Annotated in this window: 22 protein-coding genes and 2 pseudogenes; 12 read left to right on the top strand and 12 right to left on the bottom strand. The window is 62.3% G+C overall.

Annotated features, from left to right (window positions below; translation table 11 throughout):
- Window positions 1–16 precede the first annotated feature (16 nt).
- The 5 genes from BLQ09_RS18280 to BLQ09_RS18260 all read left to right on the top strand — a co-directional run bounded on the left by BLQ09_RS18280 (window position 17) and on the right by BLQ09_RS18260 (window position 3,565).
- Entirely contained in the window at window positions 17–529 is a 513-nt protein-coding gene (locus BLQ09_RS18280) for a chemotaxis protein CheW (RefSeq protein WP_371263367.1), read from the top strand.
- A gap of 105 nt (window positions 530–634) precedes the next feature.
- Complete coding sequence (locus BLQ09_RS18275; RefSeq protein ID WP_027605690.1) at window positions 635–1,159, top strand: chemotaxis protein CheW; 525 nt, start codon at window positions 635–637, stop codon at window positions 1,157–1,159.
- A 21-nt stretch (window positions 1,160–1,180) separates the two neighbouring features.
- Window positions 1,181–1,984 carry a CheR family methyltransferase gene (locus BLQ09_RS18270; RefSeq protein WP_027605691.1) on the top strand — a complete coding sequence of 268 codons (804 nt, stop codon included), beginning with the start codon at window positions 1,181–1,183 and terminating at the stop codon, window positions 1,982–1,984.
- Window positions 1,977–2,462, top strand: a complete 486-nt coding sequence (locus BLQ09_RS18265; RefSeq protein ID WP_092358146.1) for a chemotaxis protein CheD — start codon at window positions 1,977–1,979, stop codon at window positions 2,460–2,462. Before BLQ09_RS18270 ends, BLQ09_RS18265 begins: the two co-directional genes overlap by 8 nt.
- A 32-nt stretch (window positions 2,463–2,494) precedes the next feature.
- Window positions 2,495–3,565 (top strand): protein-glutamate methylesterase/protein-glutamine glutaminase, encoded by a 1,071-nt coding sequence (locus tag BLQ09_RS18260; protein ID WP_092358144.1) that lies wholly within the window; start codon window positions 2,495–2,497, stop codon window positions 3,563–3,565.
- Between the two features lie 86 nt (window positions 3,566–3,651).
- On the opposite strand, the gene BLQ09_RS18255 is transcribed toward BLQ09_RS18260, so the two are convergent.
- The 10 genes and pseudogenes from BLQ09_RS18255 to BLQ09_RS18220 form a co-directional block, all read right to left on the bottom strand.
- Window positions 3,652–4,218 (bottom strand): TetR/AcrR family transcriptional regulator, encoded by a 567-nt coding sequence (locus BLQ09_RS18255; protein ID WP_027605694.1) that lies wholly within the window; start codon window positions 4,216–4,218, stop codon window positions 3,652–3,654.
- A gap of 55 nt (window positions 4,219–4,273) precedes the next feature.
- Window positions 4,274–5,914, bottom strand: a complete 1,641-nt coding sequence (locus BLQ09_RS18250; RefSeq protein WP_092358142.1) for an AMP-binding protein — start codon at window positions 5,912–5,914, stop codon at window positions 4,274–4,276.
- Between the two features lie 96 nt (window positions 5,915–6,010).
- Window positions 6,011–6,250, bottom strand: a pseudogene (locus tag BLQ09_RS31945) (methyl-accepting chemotaxis protein); the annotation flags it as partial.
- 15 nt (window positions 6,251–6,265) lie between these two features.
- A pseudogene (locus tag BLQ09_RS31940) lies at window positions 6,266–6,919 on the bottom strand (PAS domain-containing protein); the annotation flags it as partial.
- 379 nt (window positions 6,920–7,298) lie between these two features.
- Window positions 7,299–8,558, bottom strand: coding sequence for a GTP-binding protein (locus tag BLQ09_RS18240; RefSeq protein ID WP_092358138.1), 1,260 nt, complete (start codon window positions 8,556–8,558; stop codon window positions 7,299–7,301).
- A complete protein-coding gene (nthB, locus tag BLQ09_RS18235) occupies window positions 8,555–9,217 on the bottom strand; it encodes a nitrile hydratase subunit beta (RefSeq protein ID WP_027605698.1) in 663 nt (220 codons plus the stop codon). Before nthB ends, BLQ09_RS18240 begins: the two co-directional genes overlap by 4 nt.
- A gap of 40 nt (window positions 9,218–9,257) precedes the next feature.
- On the bottom strand, window positions 9,258–9,842 hold the full coding sequence (nthA, locus tag BLQ09_RS18230; protein ID WP_065941365.1) for a nitrile hydratase subunit alpha: 585 nt from the start codon (window positions 9,840–9,842) through the stop codon (window positions 9,258–9,260).
- Window positions 9,843–9,927: 85 nt separating this feature from the next.
- Window positions 9,928–11,442, bottom strand: coding sequence for an amidase (locus BLQ09_RS18225; protein ID WP_092358136.1), 1,515 nt, complete (start codon window positions 11,440–11,442; stop codon window positions 9,928–9,930).
- The gene (locus BLQ09_RS31105; RefSeq protein ID WP_139202126.1) at window positions 11,417–11,629 is read right to left on the bottom strand and encodes a hypothetical protein; all 213 of its coding nucleotides are present in this window, start codon (window positions 11,627–11,629) and stop codon (window positions 11,417–11,419) included. Before BLQ09_RS31105 ends, BLQ09_RS18225 begins: the two co-directional genes overlap by 26 nt.
- A 90-nt stretch (window positions 11,630–11,719) precedes the next feature.
- The gene (locus tag BLQ09_RS18220) at window positions 11,720–12,778 is read right to left on the bottom strand and encodes an aliphatic aldoxime dehydratase (RefSeq protein ID WP_092358134.1); all 1,059 of its coding nucleotides are present in this window, start codon (window positions 12,776–12,778) and stop codon (window positions 11,720–11,722) included.
- A gap of 241 nt (window positions 12,779–13,019) precedes the next feature.
- Here BLQ09_RS18220 and BLQ09_RS18215 point away from each other — a divergent pair, with 241 nt between their 5' ends.
- On the top strand, window positions 13,020–13,955 hold the full coding sequence (locus BLQ09_RS18215; protein WP_027605702.1) for an AraC-like ligand-binding domain-containing protein: 936 nt from the start codon (window positions 13,020–13,022) through the stop codon (window positions 13,953–13,955).
- A 173-nt stretch (window positions 13,956–14,128) separates the two neighbouring features.
- Here BLQ09_RS18215 and BLQ09_RS18210 read toward each other — a convergent pair whose 3' ends face one another.
- Window positions 14,129–14,710, bottom strand: a complete 582-nt coding sequence (locus tag BLQ09_RS18210; protein WP_092358132.1) for a helix-turn-helix domain-containing protein — start codon at window positions 14,708–14,710, stop codon at window positions 14,129–14,131.
- Window positions 14,711–14,866: 156 nt separating this feature from the next.
- On the opposite strand from BLQ09_RS18210, the gene BLQ09_RS18205 reads away from it, so the two are divergent.
- Together BLQ09_RS18205 and BLQ09_RS18200 are read left to right on the top strand one after the other, a co-directional pair.
- Window positions 14,867–15,760, top strand: coding sequence for a DMT family transporter (locus BLQ09_RS18205; protein WP_092358130.1), 894 nt, complete (start codon window positions 14,867–14,869; stop codon window positions 15,758–15,760).
- 223 nt (window positions 15,761–15,983) lie between these two features.
- Window positions 15,984–17,792, top strand: coding sequence for an ABC transporter ATP-binding protein (locus BLQ09_RS18200; RefSeq protein WP_027605705.1), 1,809 nt, complete (start codon window positions 15,984–15,986; stop codon window positions 17,790–17,792).
- Window positions 17,793–17,844: 52 nt separating this feature from the next.
- On the opposite strand, the gene BLQ09_RS18195 is transcribed toward BLQ09_RS18200, so the two are convergent.
- Window positions 17,845–18,588 (bottom strand): GntR family transcriptional regulator, encoded by a 744-nt coding sequence (locus BLQ09_RS18195; RefSeq protein ID WP_092358128.1) that lies wholly within the window; start codon window positions 18,586–18,588, stop codon window positions 17,845–17,847.
- A 136-nt stretch (window positions 18,589–18,724) separates the two neighbouring features.
- Here BLQ09_RS18195 and BLQ09_RS18190 point away from each other — a divergent pair, with 136 nt between their 5' ends.
- The 4 genes from BLQ09_RS18190 (at window position 18,725) to BLQ09_RS18175 (ending at window position 23,759) form a co-directional block, all read left to right on the top strand.
- A complete protein-coding gene (locus BLQ09_RS18190; protein WP_092358126.1) occupies window positions 18,725–19,564 on the top strand; it encodes an ABC transporter ATP-binding protein in 840 nt (279 codons plus the stop codon).
- Complete coding sequence (locus BLQ09_RS18185) at window positions 19,561–20,562, top strand: ABC transporter substrate-binding protein (protein WP_092358124.1); 1,002 nt, start codon at window positions 19,561–19,563, stop codon at window positions 20,560–20,562. The genes BLQ09_RS18190 and BLQ09_RS18185 overlap by 4 nt, the downstream gene beginning before the upstream one ends.
- A gap of 13 nt (window positions 20,563–20,575) precedes the next feature.
- Window positions 20,576–21,325, top strand: coding sequence for an ABC transporter permease (locus BLQ09_RS18180; protein ID WP_092358122.1), 750 nt, complete (start codon window positions 20,576–20,578; stop codon window positions 21,323–21,325).
- 61 nt (window positions 21,326–21,386) lie between these two features.
- Window positions 21,387–23,759, top strand: coding sequence for a DUF4232 domain-containing protein (locus BLQ09_RS18175; RefSeq protein ID WP_092358120.1), 2,373 nt, complete (start codon window positions 21,387–21,389; stop codon window positions 23,757–23,759).
- Window positions 23,760–23,955: the final 196 nt, after the last annotated feature.

Genomic DNA, 23,955 nt, shown 5'->3' with positions numbered 1-23,955 from the left:
CTTCGGGAGTTGACCCATGGGCACCTCAGCGGGCATGCAGGGCGCTGTCGAAGCTGCGTCGCCAGTGGATGAACCCTTGCAGTACCTGACCTTCCTGGCGGCCGAGGAGATGTACGCGGTCAATACCCTGAGCGTTCGTGAAATCATCGAATACAACCAGGTGACCAGCGTACCGATGATGCCGGAATTCCTGCGGGGGGTTATCAACCTGCGCGGCTCGGTGGTGCCGGTCGTGGACCTCAAGGCGCGTTTCGGCAAGGGCACGACGGTACTGGGCAGTCGCACCTGCATCGTCATCCTTGAGGCGGCGAAGGAGGGCGAATCCCAGGTCCTGGGGGTGGTGGTGGACTCGGTCAGCGAAGTGATCGAGATACTCGAGATCGATATCAAGCCCGCTCCGGCGTTCGGCAATCACATTCGCACCGACTTCATCGGGGGGATGACCAAGGTGCGAGGCGAGTTTGTCACGCTCCTGCAGATCGAGCATGTGCTGTGTGTCGATGAGATAGCCGGCCTGATCGCTGTCTAGGTATCTCCCCGGCGGATAGAGCTGTTGTGGTGAGCGGGCTTGCCCAGCGCCGGGGTGCGAAGCGCCCCTGATGAAGACGAAAACGTATGTGACCCGAGGTGAATCATGGCCCCACCCATCGACAGTCCAGGCAATGCCAGCGTCTCGAGCCCGAGCCAGTACCTCACCTTTGTGCTGGGGGAGGAGATGTTCGCCGTGGGCACGCTCAACGTTCGGGAAATCATCGAATACGGGCCGATCACCAGCGTGCCGTTGCTGCCTCCCAGCATACGTGGGGTGATTAACCTGCGTGGCGCGGCGGTGCCCGTGCTCGACCTGGGGGTGCGCTTTCGCGGCGAACGCTCGGTGCAGACTCCAAGGACCTGCGTTGTGATTATCGAGGTGCAGGCCAATGCCCAGCGCAAACCAGTGGGCATCATTGTCGATGCGGTCAGCGAGGTCCTGGAAATCGCCGACCAGGACATCGAGCCGTCGTTGAATTTCGGCACCGATGTCAGGGCCGACTTTTTACTGGGCATCGGCAAACTGGAGAGCGGTTTCGTGCTGTTGCTGGACATCGGTCGCGTGTTGTCCCTGGAACAGGTCGATGCGCTGGTCAACCTTGAGTCTTCGCTACCTTCGATCGCCTGAACAGGCTGGGGGAATGTCCTGATGAACGTGATCCTCTCTGACGCCGAGTTCGTGCAGTTTCGTGACCTCATCTATCAAATCGCCGGCATCAGCCTGTCCGATGCCAAGAAACAGTTGGTGAGCGCTCGCCTGGCCAAGCGGCTGCAAGTGTTCAAGCTCAATACCTACGGCGCTTACTACAAGGTGCTGATGAAGGACAGCGTGGAGTTGCAGGTCGCGGTGGACATGCTGACCACCAACGAGACCTACTTTTTCCGTGAGCCCAAGCATTTTGACTTCCTGCGCGATGTCGCGCTGCCCGAGCTGCGGGGCAGCGGGCCGTTGCGCATATGGAGTGGCGCCTGCTCGACCGGCGAAGAACCCTACACCCTGGCAATGGTCCTGGCGGACAACCTCGCCGGCCGGCCCTGGGAGATTGTCGCGTCGGACATCAGCAGCCGGGTATTGGAAAAAGCCCGCCTTGGGCGTTATCCCCTCGACGGCATACGCGGCATCCCCGAGGCGCTGTTGAACAAGTATTGCCTCAAGGGCGTGGGCGCCAACCACGGTTGTTTCATGGTCGACCCGGCGCTGGCGGCGAAGATCGATTTCCAGTCGATCAATCTGAATAACCCGCTGCCGAAGCTGGGGATGTTCGATGTGATCTTCCTGCGCAACGTGATGATCTATTTTGACAACGACACCAAAGTACAGGTGGTCAAGCGCCTGGTCAGTCACCTCAAACCGGGCGGGTACTTTCTGGTCAGCCATTCGGAGAGCCTCAACGGCATCACCGATCAGCTGCGGCTGGTCAAGCCTTCCATCTACCGGAGGCCGCATGCCTGACCGTCGACCGCCCAACGAGGTGTTCCTGAATCCCGGCGAGTGGTTTTTCGGCTCGGGTGCGATTCGCCTGCGTACGGTGCTGGGATCCTGTGTTGCATTGGTGTTCTGGCATCCCCGGCGCTTGCTGGGGGGCATGTGTCACTACCTGCTGCCACAGCGCGCCGTGACCAAACAGGGCGTCCTGGATGGTCGCTACGGCAACGAAGCCTTTGAACTGTTGCTCGCTCGAATACAGTCGATCAAGGCCCTGCCGACGGAGTTCAGGATCAGCGTATTCGGCGGTGGAAACATGTTTCCCGGGCTTGTGCGCTCGGACAATGATTACGTCGGCCAGCGCAATGTCGAACAGGCCATGCGCCTGCTCGACCTGCATCAGTTGCGGTGTCAACACTTCCATGTGGAAGGCGTGGGTTATCGGACCATTGTGTTCGATCTGGCCAACGGCGAAATCGAACTCAACTACCTGGCCTTGAAGTGAACCCCCAGGAGCCCTCATGGAGAACGTGCGACATGAGCCTTATCAAAGTGCTGATCATTGATGATTCCGCCGTGGTGCGTCAGGTACTCACGGCGACCCTGGGGCAAGACCCCGCTATCGAGGTTATCGGCGCGGCGGCAGACCCGGTGTTCGCCATGGACAAAATGAACAAGCAATGGCCGGATGTGATTGTGTTGGACGTGGAGATGCCACGGATGGATGGCATCACGTTCCTCAAGAAGTTGATGGCCGAACACCCCACGCCCGTGGTCATCTGCTCCACGCTGACCGAAAAGGGCGCGGCCACCACCATGCAGGCACTGGCGGCCGGCGCGGTCAGCATTGTGACCAAGCCACAACTCAACCTGCGCCAGTTTCTGACCGACAGTGCCGATGAATTGGCGGGGGCCGTCAAGGCCGCCGCGCGGGCCAACATGAAGCGCATGGTGCCTTCCAGCGAACGCGCTCCCGCCAGGCTGACGGCCGACGTCATATTGCCGGCGGGCACCCAGGCAATGGCGCGCACCACCGAGAACATTGTCGCCATTGGGACGTCCACGGGCGGCACCCAAGCCCTGGAGTTGGTGTTGACCGCCTTGCCCAGGGTCTGCCCGGGCATCGTCATCGTGCAGCACATGCCCGAACACTTCACCGCCGCGTTTGCCGAGCGCCTCAATCGATTGTGCGAGATCGAGGTCAGGGAGGCGAAGAACGGTGACCGGGTTATCCCCGGTTGTGCACTGATTGCCCCCGGTGGCCGGCACATGGTGCTCAAGCGCAGCGGCGCCCAATACCTGGTGGAAATTGTCGACGGACCTCCGGTCAGCCGGCATCGACCTTCCGTTGATGTGCTGTTTCGTTCGGTGGCCCGCAGTGCCGGCGGTAACGCACTGGGGATCATCATGACGGGGATGGGCGACGACGGCGCCCGGGGCCTGAAGGAAATGCACGACAACGGCGCCCGCACCCTGGGCCAGGACGAGGAGTCCTGCGTGGTGTATGGCATGCCCAAGGAGGCGTTCAAGCTCGGTGCGGTGGAGCGTGAGGTGCCCCTTGAGCAGATCTCGGCGGCGATTCTGCAATCCATGCACCAGCGGCGCTGACGGTTCGGGGTTCTGTGCTGATTGATAAGGCGCTCCGGCAATCCGCCTCGGGCCAGCCTGGGGTTTCAGTATGGGTCATGGTGGGCTCAGGGCAGGGAATCAATGGCCTGTAACACCGCACAGGCGATGGTCTTCGTAATCGTTCGACGCTGAGCGTTATCGAGCATCGGGCTTAACCAGGTGGGTAGACTGTTCAGCATGGGCAAAATGGCCGTGAGCGCGCCCTCGCGCAACGGCCCGCCCGGTGGATGGCCTGCCTGGCCGATCAGATCCATTATTTCCGACTCATAGGCACGCCTCAGGCGCTGGACGCTTGCCTGCATCGAGTCGCCCAGGCAATTGGCGTCCATGACCGCCAGCTTGAAGTGTCCGGTCATGTGTTCATGCAATTGAAGGTGACAGTCGATCAGTTGGGCCAGGCGTTGGTCGGGCGCCAATCGGCGATTCTTGATGCCGTGCACCTGGGACAGCAGGGTTTGATACAGCTCCATCAGCAGTTCGTAAAGCAGCGCCTCCTTGCTTTCCACATGGTGATAGATCGCCCCCGGGCTTATGCCGACATGGGCGGCGAGTTCACGCATGCTGACCTGGTTGAAACTGCGCTCCTTGAATAACTCCGAGGCTTTGCGCTGGAAGTCTGATCGGTTCAGCACACGCTTTGCCCCGTATTGCGCGCACGCCTGGTGCTCCGGCACGCCGGCCACGGGTTCATGTCCCGGGCGCCTGCTGCCGGGCAATTTCCTGATTGCGCAGGATAAAGCGCTGCAACTTGCCACTGGGGGTCTTGGGGAGTTGCTCGACGAACTCCACTTCCCGGGGATAGGCATGGGCGGCCAGGCGCTGCCGTACATGCAGGCGCAGTACTTCGGCCAGCTCGGCGCTGGGCTGGTACTGGCTGTCGAGCACGACAAAGGCTTTGATCAGCTCGGTGCGTTGCGGGTCGGGCTTGCCGATCACCGCCGCCTCGATCACCGCCGGGTGTTCGATCAGCGCGCTCTCGACGTCGAACGGCCCGACGCGGTAGCCGGACGTGGTGATCACATCATCGTTGCGGCCGACGAAGCTGATACTGCCGTCGTCATTCAGCTCCACACTGTCGCCGCTGAGGTAATAGCGCCCCACAAAGGCCCGGGTGGGCATACCCAGGTAGCCGTCGAACCAGCACAGGGGCGAGCGTTCGCGATCCACCGCCAGGACGCCCGGCTGACCCGCCGGCAATTCCCGATGCGCGTCGTCCAGTACGACGATGCGGTAGCCGGGCACCGCATAACCCGCCGAGCCCTCACGGACCGGGTGACGCAAACCATGGTGATTGCACAACACCATGCCGATTTCCGTCTGGCCGTAATGATCGTGAATGGTCACGCCGAGTTGCTCGGCAAACCAGCGGATCACGTGTGGGTTGAGCGGCTCGCCGGCACTGCTGACGGCACGCAGGCGGCCGCGCACGGCGTCGGCGAACGCTGCCCCCTCGGCAATCAACAGGCGATAGGCCGTCGGGGAGCCGGCCAGATTGCTGACGGCGTACTTGGCAATGACTCGGCACGTACTCTCCACCGTAAAAGGGCCGTTGTAGAACAGCGTGGCATGACCACAGGCCAGCGGGCCGGTCACCGCGTAATACAGGCCATAGGCCCAGCCGGGATCGGCCAGGTTCCAGAAGCGGTCGTCCTGCTGCAGGCCAATGGAGTCGCGTATATAACCCTTGAAGGCGAGAATGGCGCGCAACGGCACTTCCAGAGGCTTGGCCGGCCCCGTGGTACCCGATGTGCACATCAACAGGAATGGCGCGCTGGCGTCCAGCAGTACCGGTTCGCACTCGACGTCTTGGCCGTCCAGGATGCTCCAGAACGGATAATCGCTGGGGTTCTGCGGGCCCCCGCCGGTTACGATCACGCTTGGGCAGTTGCCGATCTCATCCAGCTTGGGACGGTTCTGCGCATCCGTCACGATCCAGCGCGCGTTGGAGCAGCCCAATCGTTGCTCGATCGCCTTGGGACCAAATGCGGTGAAGAGCGGTTGATAGACCGCGCCCACCCGCCAGGTCCCCAAGATGGCAATCAGCAGTTCAACCGTGCGCGGCATCAGGCCGGCGACGCGGTCGCCCGGTTTTACCCCTTGCTCACGCAAGAAATGGCCGAAGCGGGCGGCGCTGGCCTGCAATTGGCTGAATGTGTATTGGGCGGCGCTGCCATCCTGTGCTTCGCAATACAACGCCACGGCGTCGTCGTGGGCGTGCCGGTCGCAGCATTCGACGCAGGCGTTCAGGGCAGTCAGGTCACCTTGCAAAGCCAGTTCGGCGGTCTGTTGGTAATTGAAGGATGTGGCCACAGCTTGATAATCACGCATAACGATACCTGGTTCTTATTGTTGGGTTTGTACGGCCAATAGTTGCGCTGCTCACGACTCGGCGCGGTGGCGCTAGCTGTCCATCATGTCGGCCGCTTGCTGGGTCGCCTGGCTGGTGCGGGTCGCCAGCTTGCGAACTTCATCGGCGACCACCGCGAACCCGCGTCCGGCGTCGCCAGCGCGGGCGGCTTCAATGGCGGCGTTCAAGGCCAACAGGTTGGTCTGGCTGGCGATGCCCTGGATGGTAGCGACAATGTGCGTCAGCTTGCGCAGGGTCTCCTGCATCACTCGGTGCTGGTGTTCCTGAGCCTCACGCATGCTGTTTTCTTCATGGTGGGCATGGATATCGGTGATGGCACCCACCACCCTTTGCGGGGAGCCGTCCTCTGCGCGTCGCGTCTGCCCACGGCCGCGAAACCAGCGGTAATTGCCACTGCTGTGCTTGAGCCGATAATCGACATCAAAGGGTGTTTTACCGCTGTGGTCTTCGACGTGGGCGACAAACGCCGCGATTGCCCGTGCGCTGTCGTCTGGATGCAAGCGTGAGGTCCAGCTTTCCAATGTGTTGGGAAATTCCTCAACCGTGGTGTACCCCAGCAGTCGCCGCATTTGCGAAGACCACCAGATGGTGTTGTTCGGGTTCGCCGGGTCACCCGCCACCACCTCAATGTCCCAGAGCCCGTCATGGAGCATTTCACGGGAAATCTCGAAGCGTGTGGCCGCCAGTTCGAGTGACTCTTCGTGCAGGCGCTGTTCATGAATGTCACGCAGGCTTCCGCCGATGGCGACCGGTACCCCTTGCGCATCCCGGCGCGCCACACCGCTGATCCTGCACCAACGATAGTCACCGTCTGATGCAAGGGCCATGCGTACGTCCAGCGCAAAGGGCGTTCGCCCGCTGCGATCAGCCAGGTGCCGGGCCAGCGCGTCGAACAGGCGTTGCCGGTCCGTCGCGTGCAGGTGCTCGTTCCAGCGGCCAAGTTGATCAATACCTTGGGTCGGCATCGACGCGGACCCTGTCCACCTCATGGCCCACTCCGGTGCGGGTGCAGCCATACCTGCCGGTTGCAGTTCCCAAAACAGTTCACCTGCGCCTTGGGCGATAAGTGCCCAGCGCGCCTCCTGCTCCTGTAAAAGCGCGTCGCGGCGGGCCAGGTGCTCGGTCAATTGGGTGGCTTCCAATGCCAGCGCGTGTGTCTGTGCTTTCAGGGCTCGCCGCTCTTGCAGCAATGTCTCGACGCCCGCCAGGATGCGTCGCAATAACGGGTTGCTCGACGACAGCGGTGTACTCACCTGGTCAGGCTCATCCAGTCTGTCGGCAAGCGGAGCCAATACCCAGCGGCTGGTTCGGCTGAAAAAGAGCATGGGGCACCTCTATCTCGGATCAAATGGGGGCAATCGCCATGGGCTGTGTGGGGGTGCGGGCAAGGGCCTGTCGGTCAAAGGCGGTCGCCCCCGGCAGTGCCTGCCAGGCCAGTGGGCCGGCGGCGATTTCCTGGGCGCTCAGCAGGCAGTGGTCGAGCTCGCGCTGTAACGCGTCGGTGTCGAGGCCCTGGCCGATAAACACCAACTCCTGCCGGCAGTCGCCGACCACGCTGTCCCATTTGGCCCTGATGCCCTGCAGCCGGTATTCGTCCCGGGGCCATTGCGACGGCTCGATGAAGTTCCACCAGCGCCCGACATAGTCCCACTGGAACCGCTTGCCGCTTTGCACCAGCAGGCCGGTTTCCAGGTGGCGGCTGGCGAGCCAGAAGTAACCTTTGCTGCGCAGCAACCGCCCGTTGCTCCAGGGCTGCTGGAGAAAGGCGAGCAACCGCTGCGGGTGGAAAGGCGCGCGCTCGCGGTACACCCAGGACGTCACGCCATAGGTGTCCGACTCGGAGGCCGGCGCGTCTGCCGCCTCCATTTTCCGCATCCAGCCCGGCGACGCCGCGAGGCTGGGTAAATCAAACAGATGGGTGCCGAGGAGGCTGGCTGACGGGATGTTACCGTGGGCCATCGGCATGATCCGCGCCGTCGGGTTAAGCCCCGTGAGGATCGCCTGCACGGCCTGGTACTGCGCAGCATCGATGAGGTCCAGCTTGTTGACGAGAATGACGTTGGCGTACTCCACCTGTTCGATCAGCAGATCGGCCAGGTGGCGCTTGGGTGCGTCTGGCGTGGCGTCATCCTGGTCAATGGTGTGCGGCGATTCGAGCAGTTCCTGGAAACGACTGCCGTCGACCACCGTCACCAAGGTGTCCAGGCGCGCCAGTTCGCTGAGGCTGAAACCCTCAGCGTTAAGGAAAGCGAACGTCTCCGCGACCGGCATCGGCTCGGAGATCCCCGTGGATTCAATCAGCAGGTAATCGAAACGCTGTTGGCGTGCGAGCATACTGATCTGCTCGAGCAAATCGGCGCGCAGGGTGCAGCAGATACACCCGTTGCTCATCTCGATCAGCTCATCGCGACCACGGTGCAGCGCGACATCGCGCTGCACTTCTTCGGCATCGATATTGACTTCGCTCATGTCATTGACGATGACGGCCACGCGCAGGCCTTCGCGATTGCGCAGGATGTGGTTGAGCAGGGTGGTCTTGCCGGCGCCGAGGAAGCCCGAAAGGACCGTCACCGGCAGTCGGCTTGCCTGGGCGCCGTCTGTCATGGGTTCACCGCGCGCGGGCCGGCGGCCTTGTCCAGGTAGCTTTCGAACAGGTCGACCACCACAAAACCCTCATCGGCGGCATCTCCCCACAGGTCCTTCACGGCGAACTCGACGTGGTAGGTGGGTTGATGGGCTGCGCTTACATCGCCATGGCCGATTGCGTCGGGGAACGGCCATTTCTCTGACGTGCGGTGCAGGACCACGCCTTCCTTGCCGCGCACGTAGGCGGGCATGCGGATGTGCCCAGCCACATATTCGTCTCGCACCACCACCCGATCCCCCACCTCGAAGGGCGGCCGCCCCGTGATCGCCGGGCGGCCCTCGGCATGGGCGGGATTCGCCAGCTTGAAGTGGGAGCCCAAGGCCTGATCAAGCTCCGCCTGGGTGATCACGCCGGTTTCGACCAGCAGGGTGGCGGTCGCGATGACGTAGCGTTCGTAGTACTGGGTGCCGACATGCTGGCGCACATCCAGGCGTTCGACGGCGTGACGCACTTCGTCCACGCTGAACTTTTTCAAGTGGTCGGCACCGATGAACATCAAGCTGTAGGCCAGATGCTCCCAGTCCTGCTTGAACACCTGTTTGTAGCTCAGGCTGTTGATGGTGTGAGGGACTTTTCCAAAGCCTTGGAAACCGCCGAGATCGTGAAAGCCATCCATAATCAAAACTCCGGGAGTGAACGATGATGAGGTGTTGTTTTCAGCCCACGCGGGGCAGGGCGACGCCGATCAGCACGTCTTTGGTCACCAGCGCTTGAAGCTGCTCTTCGCTCATGTGTTCTGAGCCTTCCGGCCTGACCGGCAGCACCAGGTAGCGGCTTTCGGCGCTGGTGTCCCAGACCTTGACCACCATGTCCCGGGGCAACTCCGTCCCCAGCTCGCGCAGTACCGTGCGCCCCTCCCGGACCAGGCGTGCGCGGAACTCGAAACCCTTGTACCACTCCGGTGGCAGGCCGAGGACCGGCCAGTTGGTGCAGGAGCACAGGCTGCAGACAATCACGTTCTTCAGCGTCGGCGTATCCTCCAGGGCGACGATGTATTCGCCCTGGGGGCCGGTGTAGCCGAACTGGGCGCAGGCCGCCGTGCCGTCCTTGAGCAACAGTGCCCGGAACTGCGGATCGACCCACGCCTTGGCCACCACACGGGCGCCGTTCTCGGGGCTCCAGCCGTGCTCCATCAATTGCGTGAGCTGCTCGACATAGCCCTCCGGGATGAGTTCCTTGCTCTTGAGGACTTGAAACAATGCCCAGGCTCTTTCGCCGGGCGTTGAAGTAGCTGTACTCATGGGGTCACTCCTATCAGTCAACACGGTGGTAAAAGTCATTGGATTTCTTATTGTTCTACGGGCGCCGGCGGCGCCCGTAGACGGCTCAGAGCGTGCGCCAGTCCACGGAGGCTTCAAACGCCGCCGCAGCCTGGTAAAGGGTGCCTTCGGCATAGTGTCTGGCGACCAGCATCAGCCCGACGGGCAGGCCGTCGACCCGCCCGCATGGAATCGACAGGGCGGGATGCCCGGTGATGTCCTGTGGCGCGGTGTTGCCGATCATCTCCAGCGCGCGCGCCACGTACTCAGTGATCGAGCAATCCGTCGGTGGATGGGGTTGGGCAATGATCGGCGTGGTCGGCATCACCAGCAGGTCGTAGGTCTGCAGCGCCTTGTCATAGCCCTGCCGGGCAAAGCGCGCGAGGTTTTGCGCCTTGGCGTAATAACGTCCGTTGTAGTGGTTCAGCCCGTACTGGCCGACGAACATGCACAGCTTGAGCGACGCGGACAATTGGTCGGCCTGCTCGCGCCAGCCGACCTGTTTGTCCAGCAGGCCGACATCGTAGAGGCCTTTCCAGTTAAAGCCCGCGCCGTTGCCATGCATCATCTGCATGGTCAAGCCTTCGCAGCCGATGGGGTGCCACAACGAGCCCGCCAGGTTGTGCTCGGGAACGGACACCGCCTCGACCTGTGCGCCCAACGCCTCGAGACGGGCGATGGCGTCACGCACTTTCTCGGTGACACGAGGGTCCTGGTTGGCCAGTGCGAAGCCCTCTTGCAACACACCGATTTTGAGCCCGCGCACGCCCCTCGTCAGGTAGCTGTGATAGTCGTCGACTTGCGGCGCAGCCTGGCGCGGGTCAAGCCCATCCGCGCCGGCCATGGCTTGCAGCATCAGCGCGTTGTCGCGCACGTTGGCGGTAATGGGGCCGACATGGTCGATCGTGGCTTCAATCGCCATGACCCCGGAGTAGGGCACCAGGCCGTGGGTCGGCTTCATGCCGTAGGTGCCGCAGAAGGACGACGGGATTCGGATGGACCCGCCTTGATCACCGCCAACGGCCATGTCCACCTCTCCGGCCGCGACCAACGCCGCACTGCCCGATGAAGATCCACCGGCGGCATAACCGTGACGATGGGGGTTGTGCACGGGGGCAGGGTCTGAGGTGTGACTGCCGCCGGACAAACAGTAATGCTCACAGGTGGCCTTGCCCAGGATCGTCGCCCCGGCATCCAGCAGACGCGTGACCACAGTGGCGTCGAATGACGGTACGAAACCGGCCAGGGGCGCGGCGCCATTCATCAGCGGCACGCCTGCCAGGGCGATGTTGTCTTTCAGCGCGACGGTTTTGCCGGCCAGCAGGCCCTCCCGGGCCCCGTTCACTTCAGCCCGGTAGTACCAGGCGTTCAACGGGTTTTCCTTGTCCGAGGGCCGATAGCCCGAACTGCGTTCGTAGCGTACGGGCGGAACGAAATCAGGCAGCTCATCGACCAGGTCGTACGCGTCGAAACTCGGTTGCATCAGGTCCAGGTACTGCGCAGCCTGCTCTGGCGTCAGCTGCATGTGCAACTGGGTGGCGAGGTCCTGCAGTTGATCAAGCGTGGGTCGAATAATGGCCATGATTTTCCTTGATGTCATCGATGATCGGCGGGAAGACTTGAGGCTGTTCAAACACTTCCAGCACTTTCGGGGTCGGATCATTCCGGGTCGTAATGGAGAACAAATTAGGCCTCTTTTGCCACTGCGGCTTGGTTGAACAGGACACTCGCTTGGCTGAACAGGACAGCTCAGCGCGGTGCCACTTCATGGTCAGATGCCTGTCAAAAAGTGGCCCCGACCCCATGCGCTAGAGATGAGGGCCAAAAAATAATCGGGACGAATGGGGCGGTGCCGGGTGTCAGCTTTGCGCGACACCTGCATCACGCAACATGCCGGTCTGCGGGTGGCAGTTGATGTACTCGAACAGCTGGCTCTTGGCGTCCGAGACCGACACTTCGTGGTACAGCCGCAACTTCACCAGGCCGGCCGCCACACGGAAGAAGGTGACAAAGATGCGCAGGTGGGTGGGATGGGATTCCGCCCAGCGTTCCAGTTTCTCGACCGAGCGCCAGTGGCCGATGTTGTAGCTCATGTCGAGGAAGTTGCCGTCGAGGTCGATATTGCGCACGAAGCGATTGCTGTAGCAGCCCAGGGGCGCACCGTTATCGCGCAGGAAATCCATGCCGTCCTGCAATGTCGGCAAGATTTCGTCGAGGTACAGTGAACGCTCGTCAGCCTCGGCGTCAGCCCAATCCTGGCCGGAGCGAATCAGCGCGATGTTGTCATGGCCCATGACGATGACGCGGCCACCTTTGGCCGGATCTCCCTGCACCACCTTCAGTTCGCCCGTGGGGCTCATCCAGTCGGTCTGGGACGCCGGGAAGCGATCACGCATCGAGCCCCAGTAACCGTGCTCTTCGATCTCGCCGCTGGTGGTGTCCATGATCGCGCCCACCCCCGGCAACTGCGTCTGGAACGCATAGAGGGTTTCGAACTGCTCGGCACGCGGCGCGGTGATTTCGCGAAAATAACCCAGGCCGTCGTTCAGGCGATCCGGCGATGCCCACCAGTCATTGACGGGCGGCGATCGCAACCAGCGGCAATAGGCTGCGGCGTCCTTCCAGTAGCCGACGATCATCAGGTTGTCGTAGCCACTGTTGTCCGTGTGATGGGTCAAGTCGTGGGTCTGCGGGCCGTCGGGCAGGCTGAAGCTGCCGACGATGTCGCGCATGGCTTTAAGGGCACGTTCACGCTGCGCCTCACCGCGAAACTGCACGCCCAGGTAGGCCATCGCTACCTGCTTCAATTGTTCGCCAGCGCGGCCGACCCACATAGGGAAGGGCGGCTGGTAGTCCTCGGGCACCCGGCGGGACAACGTCCGTGGGCATCTAAGGTGTTTGTCGATCGCAGATTCCATGGGCGGCTCCTTGTTTTTTTCAGGTTCAGGCGTAGCGGGCTGGACAGGCTGTGAGGTCATAGTCAGGCAGGTACGAACCGCCTCGCTTTGTTCGCCAGGACAACCGTTTGGTTGGAAAAGACAGATGCCCGATGCCAGGGCTCAGGAGCGATAAAGAGGGCTGGGCGTGGTCTGAATTTTGCTTTCCAAGATCGACCGGCAGCGTGTCGCTGCTTCAAGTCGTTGCATTAAGGTGAGTGCCATGGCTCAGAACAATCACTATTCCACCCTTGCCGTTTCGCAACCGCGTCGCTTCGATTACTGGAAAGAAGTGGTGTGTCGCCATTGTCTTATGGCTGACAGCAAACCCTCGACCCAGAGCGATTTCAACGGAACGCTCCAGGTCTCCGGCGTAGGGGCGTTGGATGTCTCCAGGCTGTCGTCCCCGCTGCACCATTGGGTCCGTTCCGAGCGGCATTTACGCAGTGGCCCCGCCGACGACCTGTGGCTGGGCTTTACCCTCAATGGGTACGGCGAACTTGAGCAAGAGGGGCGCAAGGCCACACTGGGTGCGGGTAATTTGTTCCTTTATGACGCAACCCGACCGTTCCGATTCAGCCTGGGGGGGAGCGAAAACCACTTGATGCGCATCCCTCGGCAGTTGCTGACCGAGCGGTTGCCGCGTGTGGCGGAATGCACCGCAATGGTGCTGGATGACCGCCGCCCTGGCGTGGTGCCGCTGCGCGAGATGCTGCGCCAGATGGCGAACACTCCCGTGCTTCTGGAGGATGGAGGCATTTGCAATCGTTACTCCAACACGATAATCGACCTGCTCGTGATCAGCCTGGAACTCCAGGACCTGAAGACCACTCACCAGGAGCTGGATCTGTATGCGCGGATAATGACCTACATCCAGCACCACTTGAGCGACCGGGAACTGTCGATCGAACTGATCGCCCAAGCCCACCACGTGTCCACCCGCACGGTGACCCGTGCATTCGCCCGTCATCAGAAAAGCCCGGTCGCGGAGATCTGGAAAGAACGGCTGAATGCCAGTCGCGCGGCTATCGAGTGCGGCCAGGTGCGCAGCGTTTCCCAAGCCGCACTGGACTTCGGTTTTTCCGATTTCTCCCACTTCAGTCATGCTTTTCGCAAGGCGTTTGGGGTTGCGCCGCACACGCTCTTGACGCGCAACTGATGGGCCCCCAAAAAAAAGGCGGGGGTTATTGGCGTCCTGCTCGATAAAATGGACGAGATGAAAGGGTCAAGTTGCTAGCGATCCCCCTGCCGATTCAAGCCCGAGTCGCGGCCGACGCAGCCTCGCCAGGGCTCGGCAGCTACGGATTTGACAGGCGTCAAGGTGCTCCCACCTCAGGAATGCTCGATCACCATCACTGCCGTGGTGTCCGCCTCAAGTGCCTCGAACACATGCGGCACATTCGCCAGGTAGCTGATGTAGTCGCCGGCGTTGAGCAACACCGGGCCACTCGCCGGGCCGATACGTGCACTGCCACTGCACAGCACCACATGCTCTACGGTGCCCTGCGGGTGAGGCTGAGACAGACGAACTTCGCCGGGCTGCACCTTGAGTCGGTAGATGTCGCGCTGTACGCCAGCCGGGCAATCGGCAAGCAGGGTCGCTGCGTAATGGGCCGTCTCGGCATAGGCGGTCATGCCCTCGTTGGCGCGAATCACCCGCAGGGCCTGCCGGGGTTGCTCGAAGAACCGGGTGACTTGCAAGCCCATGGCCATCGCCAGCGACCACAAGGTTTCGATGCTGGGGTTACCGATGCCCGACTCCAATTGAGACAAGGTCGACTTCGCTAGCCCGGCGCGCTTCGCCAGCTCGGTCAAGGAAAGCCCGGCGGCCAGGCGCTCGCGCTTGATTGACAGCGCCAGCAGATCGATTCGACTGGGTTTATTTTTCGGCAGGTCGTTCGTTATATCGGTCATTTGTTTTATAAACCATCCTTAAATGGGTTGACGCTCTTGGGTGCCATGTTCAGTATATCGGCCATACGTTCATTATAAAGTTGTATTTGCCAGCCTATTTCTCCGCGAACGGTGGTTTGGGCCATGGTGATGTCGATAGCAAGGAAGCCGTGAGTGATGAAGTCGCAAACCCGTGGGACGCTCGAAATGATCTCGGCCATGGTCATCTCCGGCACAGTCGGCTGGTTCGTCGTCATGTCGGGGCAGGGCCCGGAGGCGGTGGTGTTCTGGCGTTGCCTGTTCGGCGCCCTGGCGATGCTGGTCGCGTGCCTGGCGCTTGGGGTGCTGCGTCGCTCCCGGATCACTGCCCGGCAATTCCTTCTGGTGTGCCTGGGCGGGGTGGCGTTGGTCCTCAACTGGGTGCTGCTGTTCGGTGCCTACACCCATTCCTCCATTGCCATTGCCACGGTGGTCTACCACGTTCAGCCGTTCATGCTGGTTGGCCTGGGTGTGCTGTTTTTTGCCGAACGCCTCAGCATCGCCAAGGTCGGCTGGCTGCTGTTGGCCTTCGCCGGGCTGATGCTGATTGTGTCCGCAAAGGGCCGTGGGCAGGCCACCGGTGCCGACTACGTGCTGGGTGTCTGCCTGGCCCTGGCTTCAGCCTTCTTCTATGCCGTGGCGGCGGCGATCACCAAGCGTCTCAAGGATTTGCCCGCGCACCTGATCGTGCTGATCCAGATGGTGGTCGGCGTGCTGGTGCTGGCACCGTTCGTGGACTTCACTGGGGGCGAAACGCTCAAGGGCGCCTGGACTTACCTGATCATTATCGGGGTGGTCCATACCGGGCTGATGTCGACCCTGTTGTACAGCGCCATCCAGAAAATCCCCACGGCACTGGTCGGGGCGCTGTCGTTCATCTATCCGATTGTTGCCATCCTGGTCGACTGGGTAGCCTTCGCCCATCCCCTCAGCACCCTGCAGGTGATGGGCGCAGGCGCGATCCTGCTGGCGGCGGCGGGCATGAACTTTGGCTGGTCGCTGGGCCGCGCGGGGCGTCAGGACTTGACCTAAGGTCGGGCGCCCAACCGCCATCGAGTCAAAAGACGTCACGCCAACCACTGGCGACGACGCGCCTGGGAAGAACATCGATGAATACGCGTGGTTCTGGTGTCACGGCCTGTCATAATCCGGGGCGCGCCTGGATCCGGGAGCGAGTGGCGCAGTGACCTGCCCATCTCCATGGCTCTCGGCCGTCCGGCCTGATTTCACCCCCCTCAAGGAGTCCGTGCCATTCATGGTGCTGTTCAATCGATTGAGCGCGTTTTCGACCCAGGCGCGCAGGGCACTGGGGCTGGTGTGGGAAACCTCGCGGCCACTGTTCACGGGGCTGTTGCTGGCGACGATTGTCGCCGGACTGCTGCCCGCACTGGCCGCCTGGATTGGACAGCGCATCGTTGATGGCGTGGTCCACGCCATGCAGGTTCATGCGGCCGGCAGCCAGGCCCCCGTGTGGCCGGTGATGCGCTACGTGCTGGCCGAGGCCGGTGTGCTGGCTTTGTTGGCGGCGGCGCAACGGGCGCTGTCGATGCAGCAGTCGCTGTTGCGGGTGAAGCTGGGCGTGAAGGTCAACCTGATGGTCCTGGAGAAAGCCCAGACCCTTTCGCTGCTGCAATTTGAAGACGCCGAGTTCTACGACAAGCTGGTGCGCGTGCGCCAGGGGGCTTCGACGCGCCCGCTGAGCCTGGTCACCAAAGGACTGGGGTTGGTGCAGAACCTCATTTCGCTGGTCAGCTTTGCTGTCCTGCTGGTGCACTTTTCGCCGTGGGCCCTGTTGATTCTGGTGGTCGGTGCGTTGCCGGTGTTCTTCGCCGAGACGCATTTTTCCGGCAATGCGTTCCGCCTGTTCCACCGGCGTGCACCGGAGACGCGCCGGCAGAACTACCTGGAATCCTTGCTCTCCCACGAGTCCCATGCCAAGGAGGTCAAGCTGTTTGGCCTGGCACCGCTGTTCCTCCAGCGCTATCGCGACAACGCTCAGCGCTTGTATACGGAGGACCGCCAATTGACGCTGCGCCGCGACGCCTGGGGCTTTGCATTGGGCCTGCTGGGCACCGCAGCGTTTTACCTGGCCTACGCCTGGGTGGTACTCGACACCGTGCGTGGCCAGACGAGCCTGGGCCAGATGACCATGTACATCGTGCTGTTCAAGCAGGGGCAGGCCGCAATCACCGCCAGCCTCAGCGCCATTGCCGGGCTGTACGACGACAGCCTGTTCCTCTCGGACCTGTATGAATACCTTGAAACCCCCGTGATCACGCCGCGCGGCCGGCTCACCGAGGGCGCGCGCCCTGGCGATGGCTTGCGCTGCGAGCAGGTGGGGTTCACCTACCCAGGCGCCGGATCCGCCGCGCTGCGCAATATCAGCCTGCACCTGGCACCGGGGAAAAGCCTGGCCCTGGTGGGTGAAAATGGTTCCGGCAAGACCAGCCTGATCAAACTGCTGACCCGTCTGTATACCCCGGATGAAGGCCGCATCCTGCTGGATGGCAGCGACCTGCAGGAATGGGACGAACACACCCTGCGCCAGCGCATCGGCGTTATTTTCCAGGACTACATCCGCTACCAGATGAGTGTCGGCGAGAACCTCGGCGTGGGGGACGTCGATGCCCTGGACGACCAGGCCCGCTGGCGCAGCGCTGCCACTCAAGGCGTGGCGGCGGAATTTATCGAGCGCTTGAGCCATACCTATTCAACCCAGCTGGGACGCTGGTTTGGAGGCCAGGAACTGTCCGGGGGGCAGTGGCAGAAAGTGGCCTTGTCGCGGGCGTACATGCGTCAGGATGCCGATCTGCTGATCCTCGATGAACCCACTGCCGCGCTGGATGCCGGGGCTGAAGCGGCGGTGTTCGAGCACTTCCGTGAGCATGCCAGGGGCCGCATGACCCTGCTGATTTCCCACCGTTTTTCCAGTGTGCGCAGTGCGGATCACATTATTGTGTTGGAACGCGGGCAGATTCTGGAGGAGGGCAGCCATAACCAGCTGATGGCTGCGGGTGGACGTTATGCCGAGCTGTTCGACGTTCAGGCGCGGGGCTATCGCTAGAAGACCCAGCGCCGCGTGTCTGCCGATCCCTTCAAATGACCTGTACAGATCGTTATTTGGCAGGGCCGGATTTGAATACGCCGCTGAGGACAAACGCATAGCGTTCCGGACGGATAAAGAAGGTGGTGCGGTCGCAGCAACGGCCGTCGGCAAAGTAAGAGCTGCGTTCCATCACCAGCAATGCGGCACCGCGTTTGACGTGCAGGGCACTGGACAGGCTTGCATCGGCTGCTTGCGCACGGATGGCCAGGTCGGCACGGGTGACGGCCTGGCCGGTGATCGATTCCAGGATCGAGTAGATTGGTTGATGCTCGACGTCTGTCCAGACCACGCCGGCCAACTCGGCCGGTAGATGGCTGCGGCCCAGGGCGATGGGCTCATCGTCCACGAAATGCAGGCGCTCCAGCAGCAGGCAATCGTGGGCGCCTTCAAACAACGCCATCAAGGCTTCCGGAACGGGCTGCAGCGTGTGGCTGATCACCTGCATGCTCGGTTTGAGCCCTTGCAATAACAAGGCTTCATGGAAACTGCGCAACGCATCCAGGCCATGCCGAACCTGCTTCGCGGCGACGAACGTGCCCTTGCCTTGCTTGCGCTCCACCACGCCGTCGTCGCTGAGCTTGCCCACCGCCAGGCGCACCGTGACGCGACTCACGCCAAAGCGTTCGCCCAGTTCGGCTTCTGACGGCAGTTTGCCGGTGGGTTCGAAATCGCCGCGCTGAATCTCTTCCAGCAAACGATGGGCGATCTGTTCGTAGAGCGAGGTGGTGCTGTCGCGCAGAATGGACGTGGACACGGTCGGCTTCCAGGGGCCTAGGAGTGGGGCGGTGCGCCTTCACTTCTAAGGTTATAAAAATAGGTTATTGGGATAACTTGTATTAATACGTATTATGTCAGGCATTCCCATTGTAAACGACCTGACGATACTTGCCATGCCCGACTCCTTGCCTTACGCACCACCGCAAGCCGACGCCCTGACGGTCGATCACATCAGTTTCAGCTACCCCAACGGCCATCGGGTGTTCAACGCGTTCAGCCTGAATGCCAAGCCGGGCGAATTCGTCGCGATCCTCGGGCCGTCGGGCTGCGGAAAAACCACGTTGCTGAATCTGTTGTCGGGTTTTCAGCAACCCCAGAGCGGCCGGATCAGCATCAACCAGACCGCCGTGCGCCCGGAGCGCTCGGAGTTGGGGTATGTGTTTCAGGCGCCGCAGTTGTTTCCCTGGTTGAGCGCGCTGGAGAACGTGCGTTTCGGCCTGCGGATGACGGCGCAGCTCAGCGAGGCGCAACAGCGTGCCCAGGCGTTGCAGTATTTGCGCCTGGTCGGCCTGGAGAACGCTGCACAGCGCTTGCCCCATCAGCTGTCGGGCGGCATGCAGCAGCGCGTCTCCCTGGCCAGGACCTTGGCATTGGAGCCCAGCGTATTGCTGATGGACGAACCCTTCGCCGCGCTGGATGCCATCAGCCGCAACAGCATGAATGAAGAGACGCTGCGGATCTGGGCCGAGCTGGGTCAGACGGTGCTGTTCATCACCCACGACATCGACGAAGCGGTGTTCCTGGCCGACCGGGTCATCGTGCTCAACATCGCCCCCGGCGGTATCCATAGCGAACTGGATATCCATTTGCCGCGCCCGCGTTCCAACCTCAAAACACGACGCCTGCCGGCCTTTCTCGATTACCGCAATGAGCTGATGGAGCGCATTTCCCAGGTCATGGGCGCGGCCGAAGCCATCCCTAACCCCACCTGCCAACCCGAGTTAACCCCATGATCAAACGTTCGCTGCTTGCTCTTTCCTTGTCTGTTGCCGCCTTGGCAAGCAGCACAGGTGCCGTGGCCGCTGAAGAGAAACCCCTGCGCGTGGGGTATGTGTTCGCCATGGCCAACGCTCCGGCGCTGATCGCCGACAAGCAGGGTTACTACCGCGAGGAAGGCTTGAATGTCGACCTCAAGGCCTTGGGCGATGGCCCGGTGATCCAACAGGCGCTGGCCGCCAATGAGCTGGACGTGGCCTATGTCGGCACGCCGCCGGTGTACCAATGGTTCTCCCGAGGCTTGCAAAGCCGGATTCTGGCCAAGGTCAATTACGGTCAGGCGGCGGTGATTGTCGATGCAAATAGCCAGATCAACAGCCTGGAGCAGCTCAAGGGCAAAAAGCTTGCCGGGGTCAAGAAGGGCAGTGGCATGGACGTGTTGTTGCGCGGCTATGTGCTGAAAGAAAAAGCCGGGCTCAACCCGGACAAGGACCTCGACATCATCGACATGCCACCCGGCAACATGAACGCGGCGCTGGAGCGCGGTATCGTCGACGCGGCGTTTTCCTGGGAACCCTTTGTCAGCCAATCGTTGCTGCGCGGGTCGAGCCGGATTCTGCTCGACGTCAACCAGGCGCTGCCGAACTACCCGTGGTACGTGGTGATCGCGCTGCCCAAAACCTTGCAGGAGCGACCGGACGACGTGGTCAAGCTGCTGCGTGCGCACCGCAAGGCCATCGCGTTCCTCAACGAGCATCCCGACGAGTCGAATCGCATCATCGCCGAGGCGTTCAAGCTTGAAGCGGTCCAGGGGCCTGACGGCAAGACCATTGCCCCGGAGGCCATCGTCGCCCAGGCGCGCACGCGATTGGGCTGGTCGGCGGACTTGCAGCCTGCGGATATCGAATTCATCCAGCGCCTGATGAATTATTCCCACGACCTGGGCTTTATCGACACCACGCTCAAGACCGAGCAGATCGTGGATACCGCCTACCTGGAAAAAGCCTCGCGCTGAGTCTGAGCCTGTCATGTCCTTGCCAAAACCTAATTGGGGATGGGCTTCGCTGCCATTCCTGCTGTTGATCTGGATGGCCCTGGCCAGCCGCTTTCCCACCTACATCCTGCCGCAGCCCTGGGATGTGGCGCGCGAAGCGCTGCGTTGGCTCAGCGACAGTTCGCTGTGGCAGCACCTCAGGGCGAGCGTCCTGGAGGAAGTCGGCGGCTTCTGTGCGGCGGTGCTTGTCGCGATTGTGCTGGGCACGGCCGGCGGCTTGTCTTCGCGCTTTCGCGATTTCATCTCGCCGCTCAACAGCCTGTTCATGGCGATCCCGCCGATTGCCTGGGCGCCGCTGATCATGATCATTTTCGGCCTGGGCTATGTCTCCATCGTGCTGGTGATTTTCATTGCCGCGATGTTCCCCATGGCGGTGACCATCCAGGAAGGCGTGCAGAGCATTCGCAGTGGCGAAGTCCGCGCGGCGCGCACCTTGGGTGCCAACCCCTGGCAATTGCTGGCCCACGTTTACCTGCCGGCCTCATTGCCCTTCGTGACGGCGGCCTTGCGCATCGGTTTCAGTCAGGGCTGGCGGGCACTGGTCGCCGCAGAAATGATCGGCGCCTCCCAGGGCATCGGCTGGATGGTCTCCACCGGCGGGCAGATCGGCAACAGCAGCCAGGTGCTGCTGGGCATCGTGCTGATCGGCCTGATTGCCTGGCTGATGGAGAGTTTTGTGTTCCGGCGCATCGAGCGTCACTACCAGAAATGGCGCGTGCAGTAAGCATCGTCCTTTGCCTTCGAACCCTTTCAAACCTTCAGTGGACCACTGCACGAGGTGTCATGTGAGTAACGTATTCGATCCCCGCGAAGCCGGGCATTACATCGCCCCCCAAGGCCTCTACGAACGCAACAAGCAACGCCCGTTCCTCGGCAGCATCGACTGTGATCGGGACACGCTGATTGCCGGGCAATGGGATGAAATCACCCTGGTCTACGAGGTCGGCGGCAGCGGCCTGGCGGATGGCGCCTGGTTGAAACTGGCGTTCAAGTTCTACTCCGATTGGGCACTGTTCCAGACCTCGAACCCGGCCGGTCCCAACTACGTCAGTGCCGAGTACCAGGCGGGCGAGTTGGTCCCCGGGCAGAGCCAAGCCACCGTGCAGCACCTGAAAGTGCGCTTCGACCAGAAGGGTCACGAACGGCCGTTCCAGAAAGCGATCATCATCGATATCATCGACGGCTACCTGAATCCCGGCGACAAAATCACTATTCGCCTGGGTGACCGTCGCCAGGGCGGGGCGGGCACACGGGTGCAGAGTTTCGTCGAGAAAGACTTCCGTTTCCGGCTGTTTATCGACCCCTTGGGCAGCTCGAAATTTGCCGAGGTGCCCGGCGATCCGTTGCTGAACATCGTGCCGGGACCGGCGCAGAGTGTGCAGCTGATTGTGCCGCGCCTGGTCGGCGCCGGTGAGGCGTTCGACGTGCTGCTGCGAGTCGACGATGCCTGGGGCAACACGTGCCGCAACCTGCCGCTCAACGGGGTACTGACCCTGGTTGATCCGGAAGGCGGCGAGCGCCAGCAAGGGTTTACCCTGGCCAATGAAGGGTGGGCGACGGTGCGGCTCGAGGGGTTTGACCTCGGGGCGGTGGGCGAGTGGCGTTTGTCCGCCGAGGTGCAGGCGCCCGGCGTGCGTGGCGCCCAGGCCTTCGTGACGGTTGACCCGGCCGGCAGCGCATTGCGCCCGCTGTACGCCGACCTGCATGTGCACTCCGATGACACCGTGGGCACCAACGACACGCTCTACAACCTCAGCTACGGCCGCGATGTCGCCGGCCTCGATGTGCTCGGCTACACCGCCAACGACTTCAATATCACCGAGCAACGCTGGGATCAGGCGGTGAAGCTGATTCACGAACTCAACGAGCCCGGCCGCTTCGTCTGCTACCCCGGCACCGAGTGGTGCGGCAACTCCTGCGCGGGCGGCGACCGTAACGTGGTGTTCCTGCATGATCGCAAGCCCGAGTTTCCGTTCGACAACCAAGGGCGCCTGGTGCGCTCGTTCGAGTGGAACGAGTTCACTGCCGGCACCATCAAACCGGGCGCCTGGCCGGTGGACGAGTTGTACGCGGCCTATGCGAAAGACCCGGAAGGTCACCTGATGATGCCCCATGTCGGTGGGCGCCGCTGCAACCTCGACTGGCACCATCCGGAGCTGGAACGCTTGATCGAAGTCGGCTCGGCCTGGGGCCAGTTCCATTGGGTCTACGCCGAAGCCCTTCAGCGTGGCTATCGGGTCGGCGCCGCGGCGAACAGCGATGAGCATCAGGGCCGTTGCGGCGGCGGGGTTCCGGCCACGGCCGTGTTTGGCTCTCGCGGCGGGTTGACCGGTGTGATTGCCGAGTCTTTCGACCGTTCGAGTGTCGGCAAGGCCCTTCGCGCCCGTCGCACCTTTGCCACGACGGGCGAGCGTGCATTTGCCAGCCTGCGCCAGGGCCAGCACTTCATGGGCGAGGTCTTCAGCGCCGATTCGAATGCGACGCTGGACTATCGATTGCTGGGCGAGGCGGGCTGGGAGCAGGTGGACCTGTTCGACGGCGATAAACTGATCTGGTCGCGCAACCTGCATCAGGAGCTGGGGTTTTCCGCCCAACGCATCCGGCTGCGCCTGGGGGGCGCACGCATCAAGGACCGTTATCGCGGCGCGTACTGGACCGGCGAAATCCGGGTGACGGGCGCGGTCATCAATGGTTTTCGCGCCTTGGGCCTCGATCATCCGGAGCAAACCGTATGGCGCAAGGACGCCACGACCCTGGCCTTTCGCACCGACACCAACGGCGACACCGACAGCATCGAAATCGACCTGTCGCAATTGGCCGGCGCGACGTTGCAGGTCCGCAGCCGCATCGACAACTACATCAAGGTCGGCGATCCGTCCGAACCGCAGCCCTACGTGCATGCGCCGACGGTGCTGATGGAACTGTCCGGCGAAGAACTGCTGGCGCAATCCCAGGTGATCGAAGAGCTGCCAGGGGCTGAGCTGAAAGTCTCCCTGGAAAGGACCACCGCCGAAGCGCTGCCCCGTGAACTGCAGGGGCAGATCGAGCTGGCACCACTCAATCTGCACGCGGGGCGCGAGCATCCGCTGTTCATCTGCGCGCGCCAACGCGACCAGTCCCGGGTCTGGACCTCGGCATTGTTCCTCACGCTTGCTTAAGGCCGCCGTGGCTGAACCCTGTCCGGGAGAGCGCAAAGAAACCTGTGGCGAGCGGGCTTGTTGTGGTGATCGGGCTTGCCCCGCGTTGGGCTGCGCAGCAGCCCCAAAACCAGGCGCAGAGGCGTGCCTGATACACCGCATTCGTCTTCATCAGGGGCTGCTTCGCACCCCAGCGCGGGGCAAGCCCGCTCACCAC

This window comes from Pseudomonas sp. NFACC25, from assembly GCF_900100935.1.
In the GTDB taxonomy this organism is placed as follows: Bacteria; Pseudomonadota; Gammaproteobacteria; order Pseudomonadales; family Pseudomonadaceae; genus Aquipseudomonas; species Aquipseudomonas marginalis.
The sequence above is the reverse complement of the archived record's forward strand: the minus strand, read 5'-3'. Positions and strand labels throughout refer to the sequence as shown.

Excerpts from the sequence above, each read along its gene's own strand:
- BLQ09_RS18280 (WP_371263367.1), top strand. The coding sequence starts at position 17 with ATGGGCACCTCAGCGGGCATGCAGGGCGCTGTCGAAGCTGCGTCGCCA.
- BLQ09_RS18275 (WP_027605690.1), top strand. The coding sequence starts at position 635 with ATGGCCCCACCCATCGACAGTCCAGGCAATGCCAGCGTCTCGAGCCCG.
- BLQ09_RS18270 (WP_027605691.1), top strand. The coding sequence starts at position 1,181 with ATGAACGTGATCCTCTCTGACGCCGAGTTCGTGCAGTTTCGTGACCTC.
- BLQ09_RS18265 (WP_092358146.1), top strand. The coding sequence starts at position 1,977 with ATGCCTGACCGTCGACCGCCCAACGAGGTGTTCCTGAATCCCGGCGAG.
- BLQ09_RS18260 (WP_092358144.1), top strand. The coding sequence starts at position 2,495 with ATGAGCCTTATCAAAGTGCTGATCATTGATGATTCCGCCGTGGTGCGT.
- BLQ09_RS18250 (WP_092358142.1), bottom strand. The coding sequence starts at position 5,914 with ATGCGTGATTATCAAGCTGTGGCCACATCCTTCAATTACCAACAGACC.
- BLQ09_RS18240 (WP_092358138.1), bottom strand. The coding sequence starts at position 8,558 with ATGACAGACGGCGCCCAGGCAAGCCGACTGCCGGTGACGGTCCTTTCG.
- nthB (WP_027605698.1), bottom strand. The coding sequence starts at position 9,217 with ATGGATGGCTTTCACGATCTCGGCGGTTTCCAAGGCTTTGGAAAAGTC.
- nthA (WP_065941365.1), bottom strand. The coding sequence starts at position 9,842 with ATGAGTACAGCTACTTCAACGCCCGGCGAAAGAGCCTGGGCATTGTTT.
- BLQ09_RS18225 (WP_092358136.1), bottom strand. The coding sequence starts at position 11,442 with ATGGCCATTATTCGACCCACGCTTGATCAACTGCAGGACCTCGCCACC.
- BLQ09_RS31105 (WP_139202126.1), bottom strand. The coding sequence starts at position 11,629 with ATGAAGTGGCACCGCGCTGAGCTGTCCTGTTCAGCCAAGCGAGTGTCC.
- BLQ09_RS18220 (WP_092358134.1), bottom strand. The coding sequence starts at position 12,778 with ATGGAATCTGCGATCGACAAACACCTTAGATGCCCACGGACGTTGTCC.
- BLQ09_RS18215 (WP_027605702.1), top strand. The coding sequence starts at position 13,020 with ATGGCTCAGAACAATCACTATTCCACCCTTGCCGTTTCGCAACCGCGT.
- BLQ09_RS18210 (WP_092358132.1), bottom strand. The coding sequence starts at position 14,710 with ATGACCGATATAACGAACGACCTGCCGAAAAATAAACCCAGTCGAATC.
- BLQ09_RS18205 (WP_092358130.1), top strand. The coding sequence starts at position 14,867 with ATGAAGTCGCAAACCCGTGGGACGCTCGAAATGATCTCGGCCATGGTC.
- BLQ09_RS18200 (WP_027605705.1), top strand. The coding sequence starts at position 15,984 with ATGGTGCTGTTCAATCGATTGAGCGCGTTTTCGACCCAGGCGCGCAGG.
- BLQ09_RS18190 (WP_092358126.1), top strand. The coding sequence starts at position 18,725 with ATGCCCGACTCCTTGCCTTACGCACCACCGCAAGCCGACGCCCTGACG.
- BLQ09_RS18185 (WP_092358124.1), top strand. The coding sequence starts at position 19,561 with ATGATCAAACGTTCGCTGCTTGCTCTTTCCTTGTCTGTTGCCGCCTTG.
- BLQ09_RS18180 (WP_092358122.1), top strand. The coding sequence starts at position 20,576 with ATGTCCTTGCCAAAACCTAATTGGGGATGGGCTTCGCTGCCATTCCTG.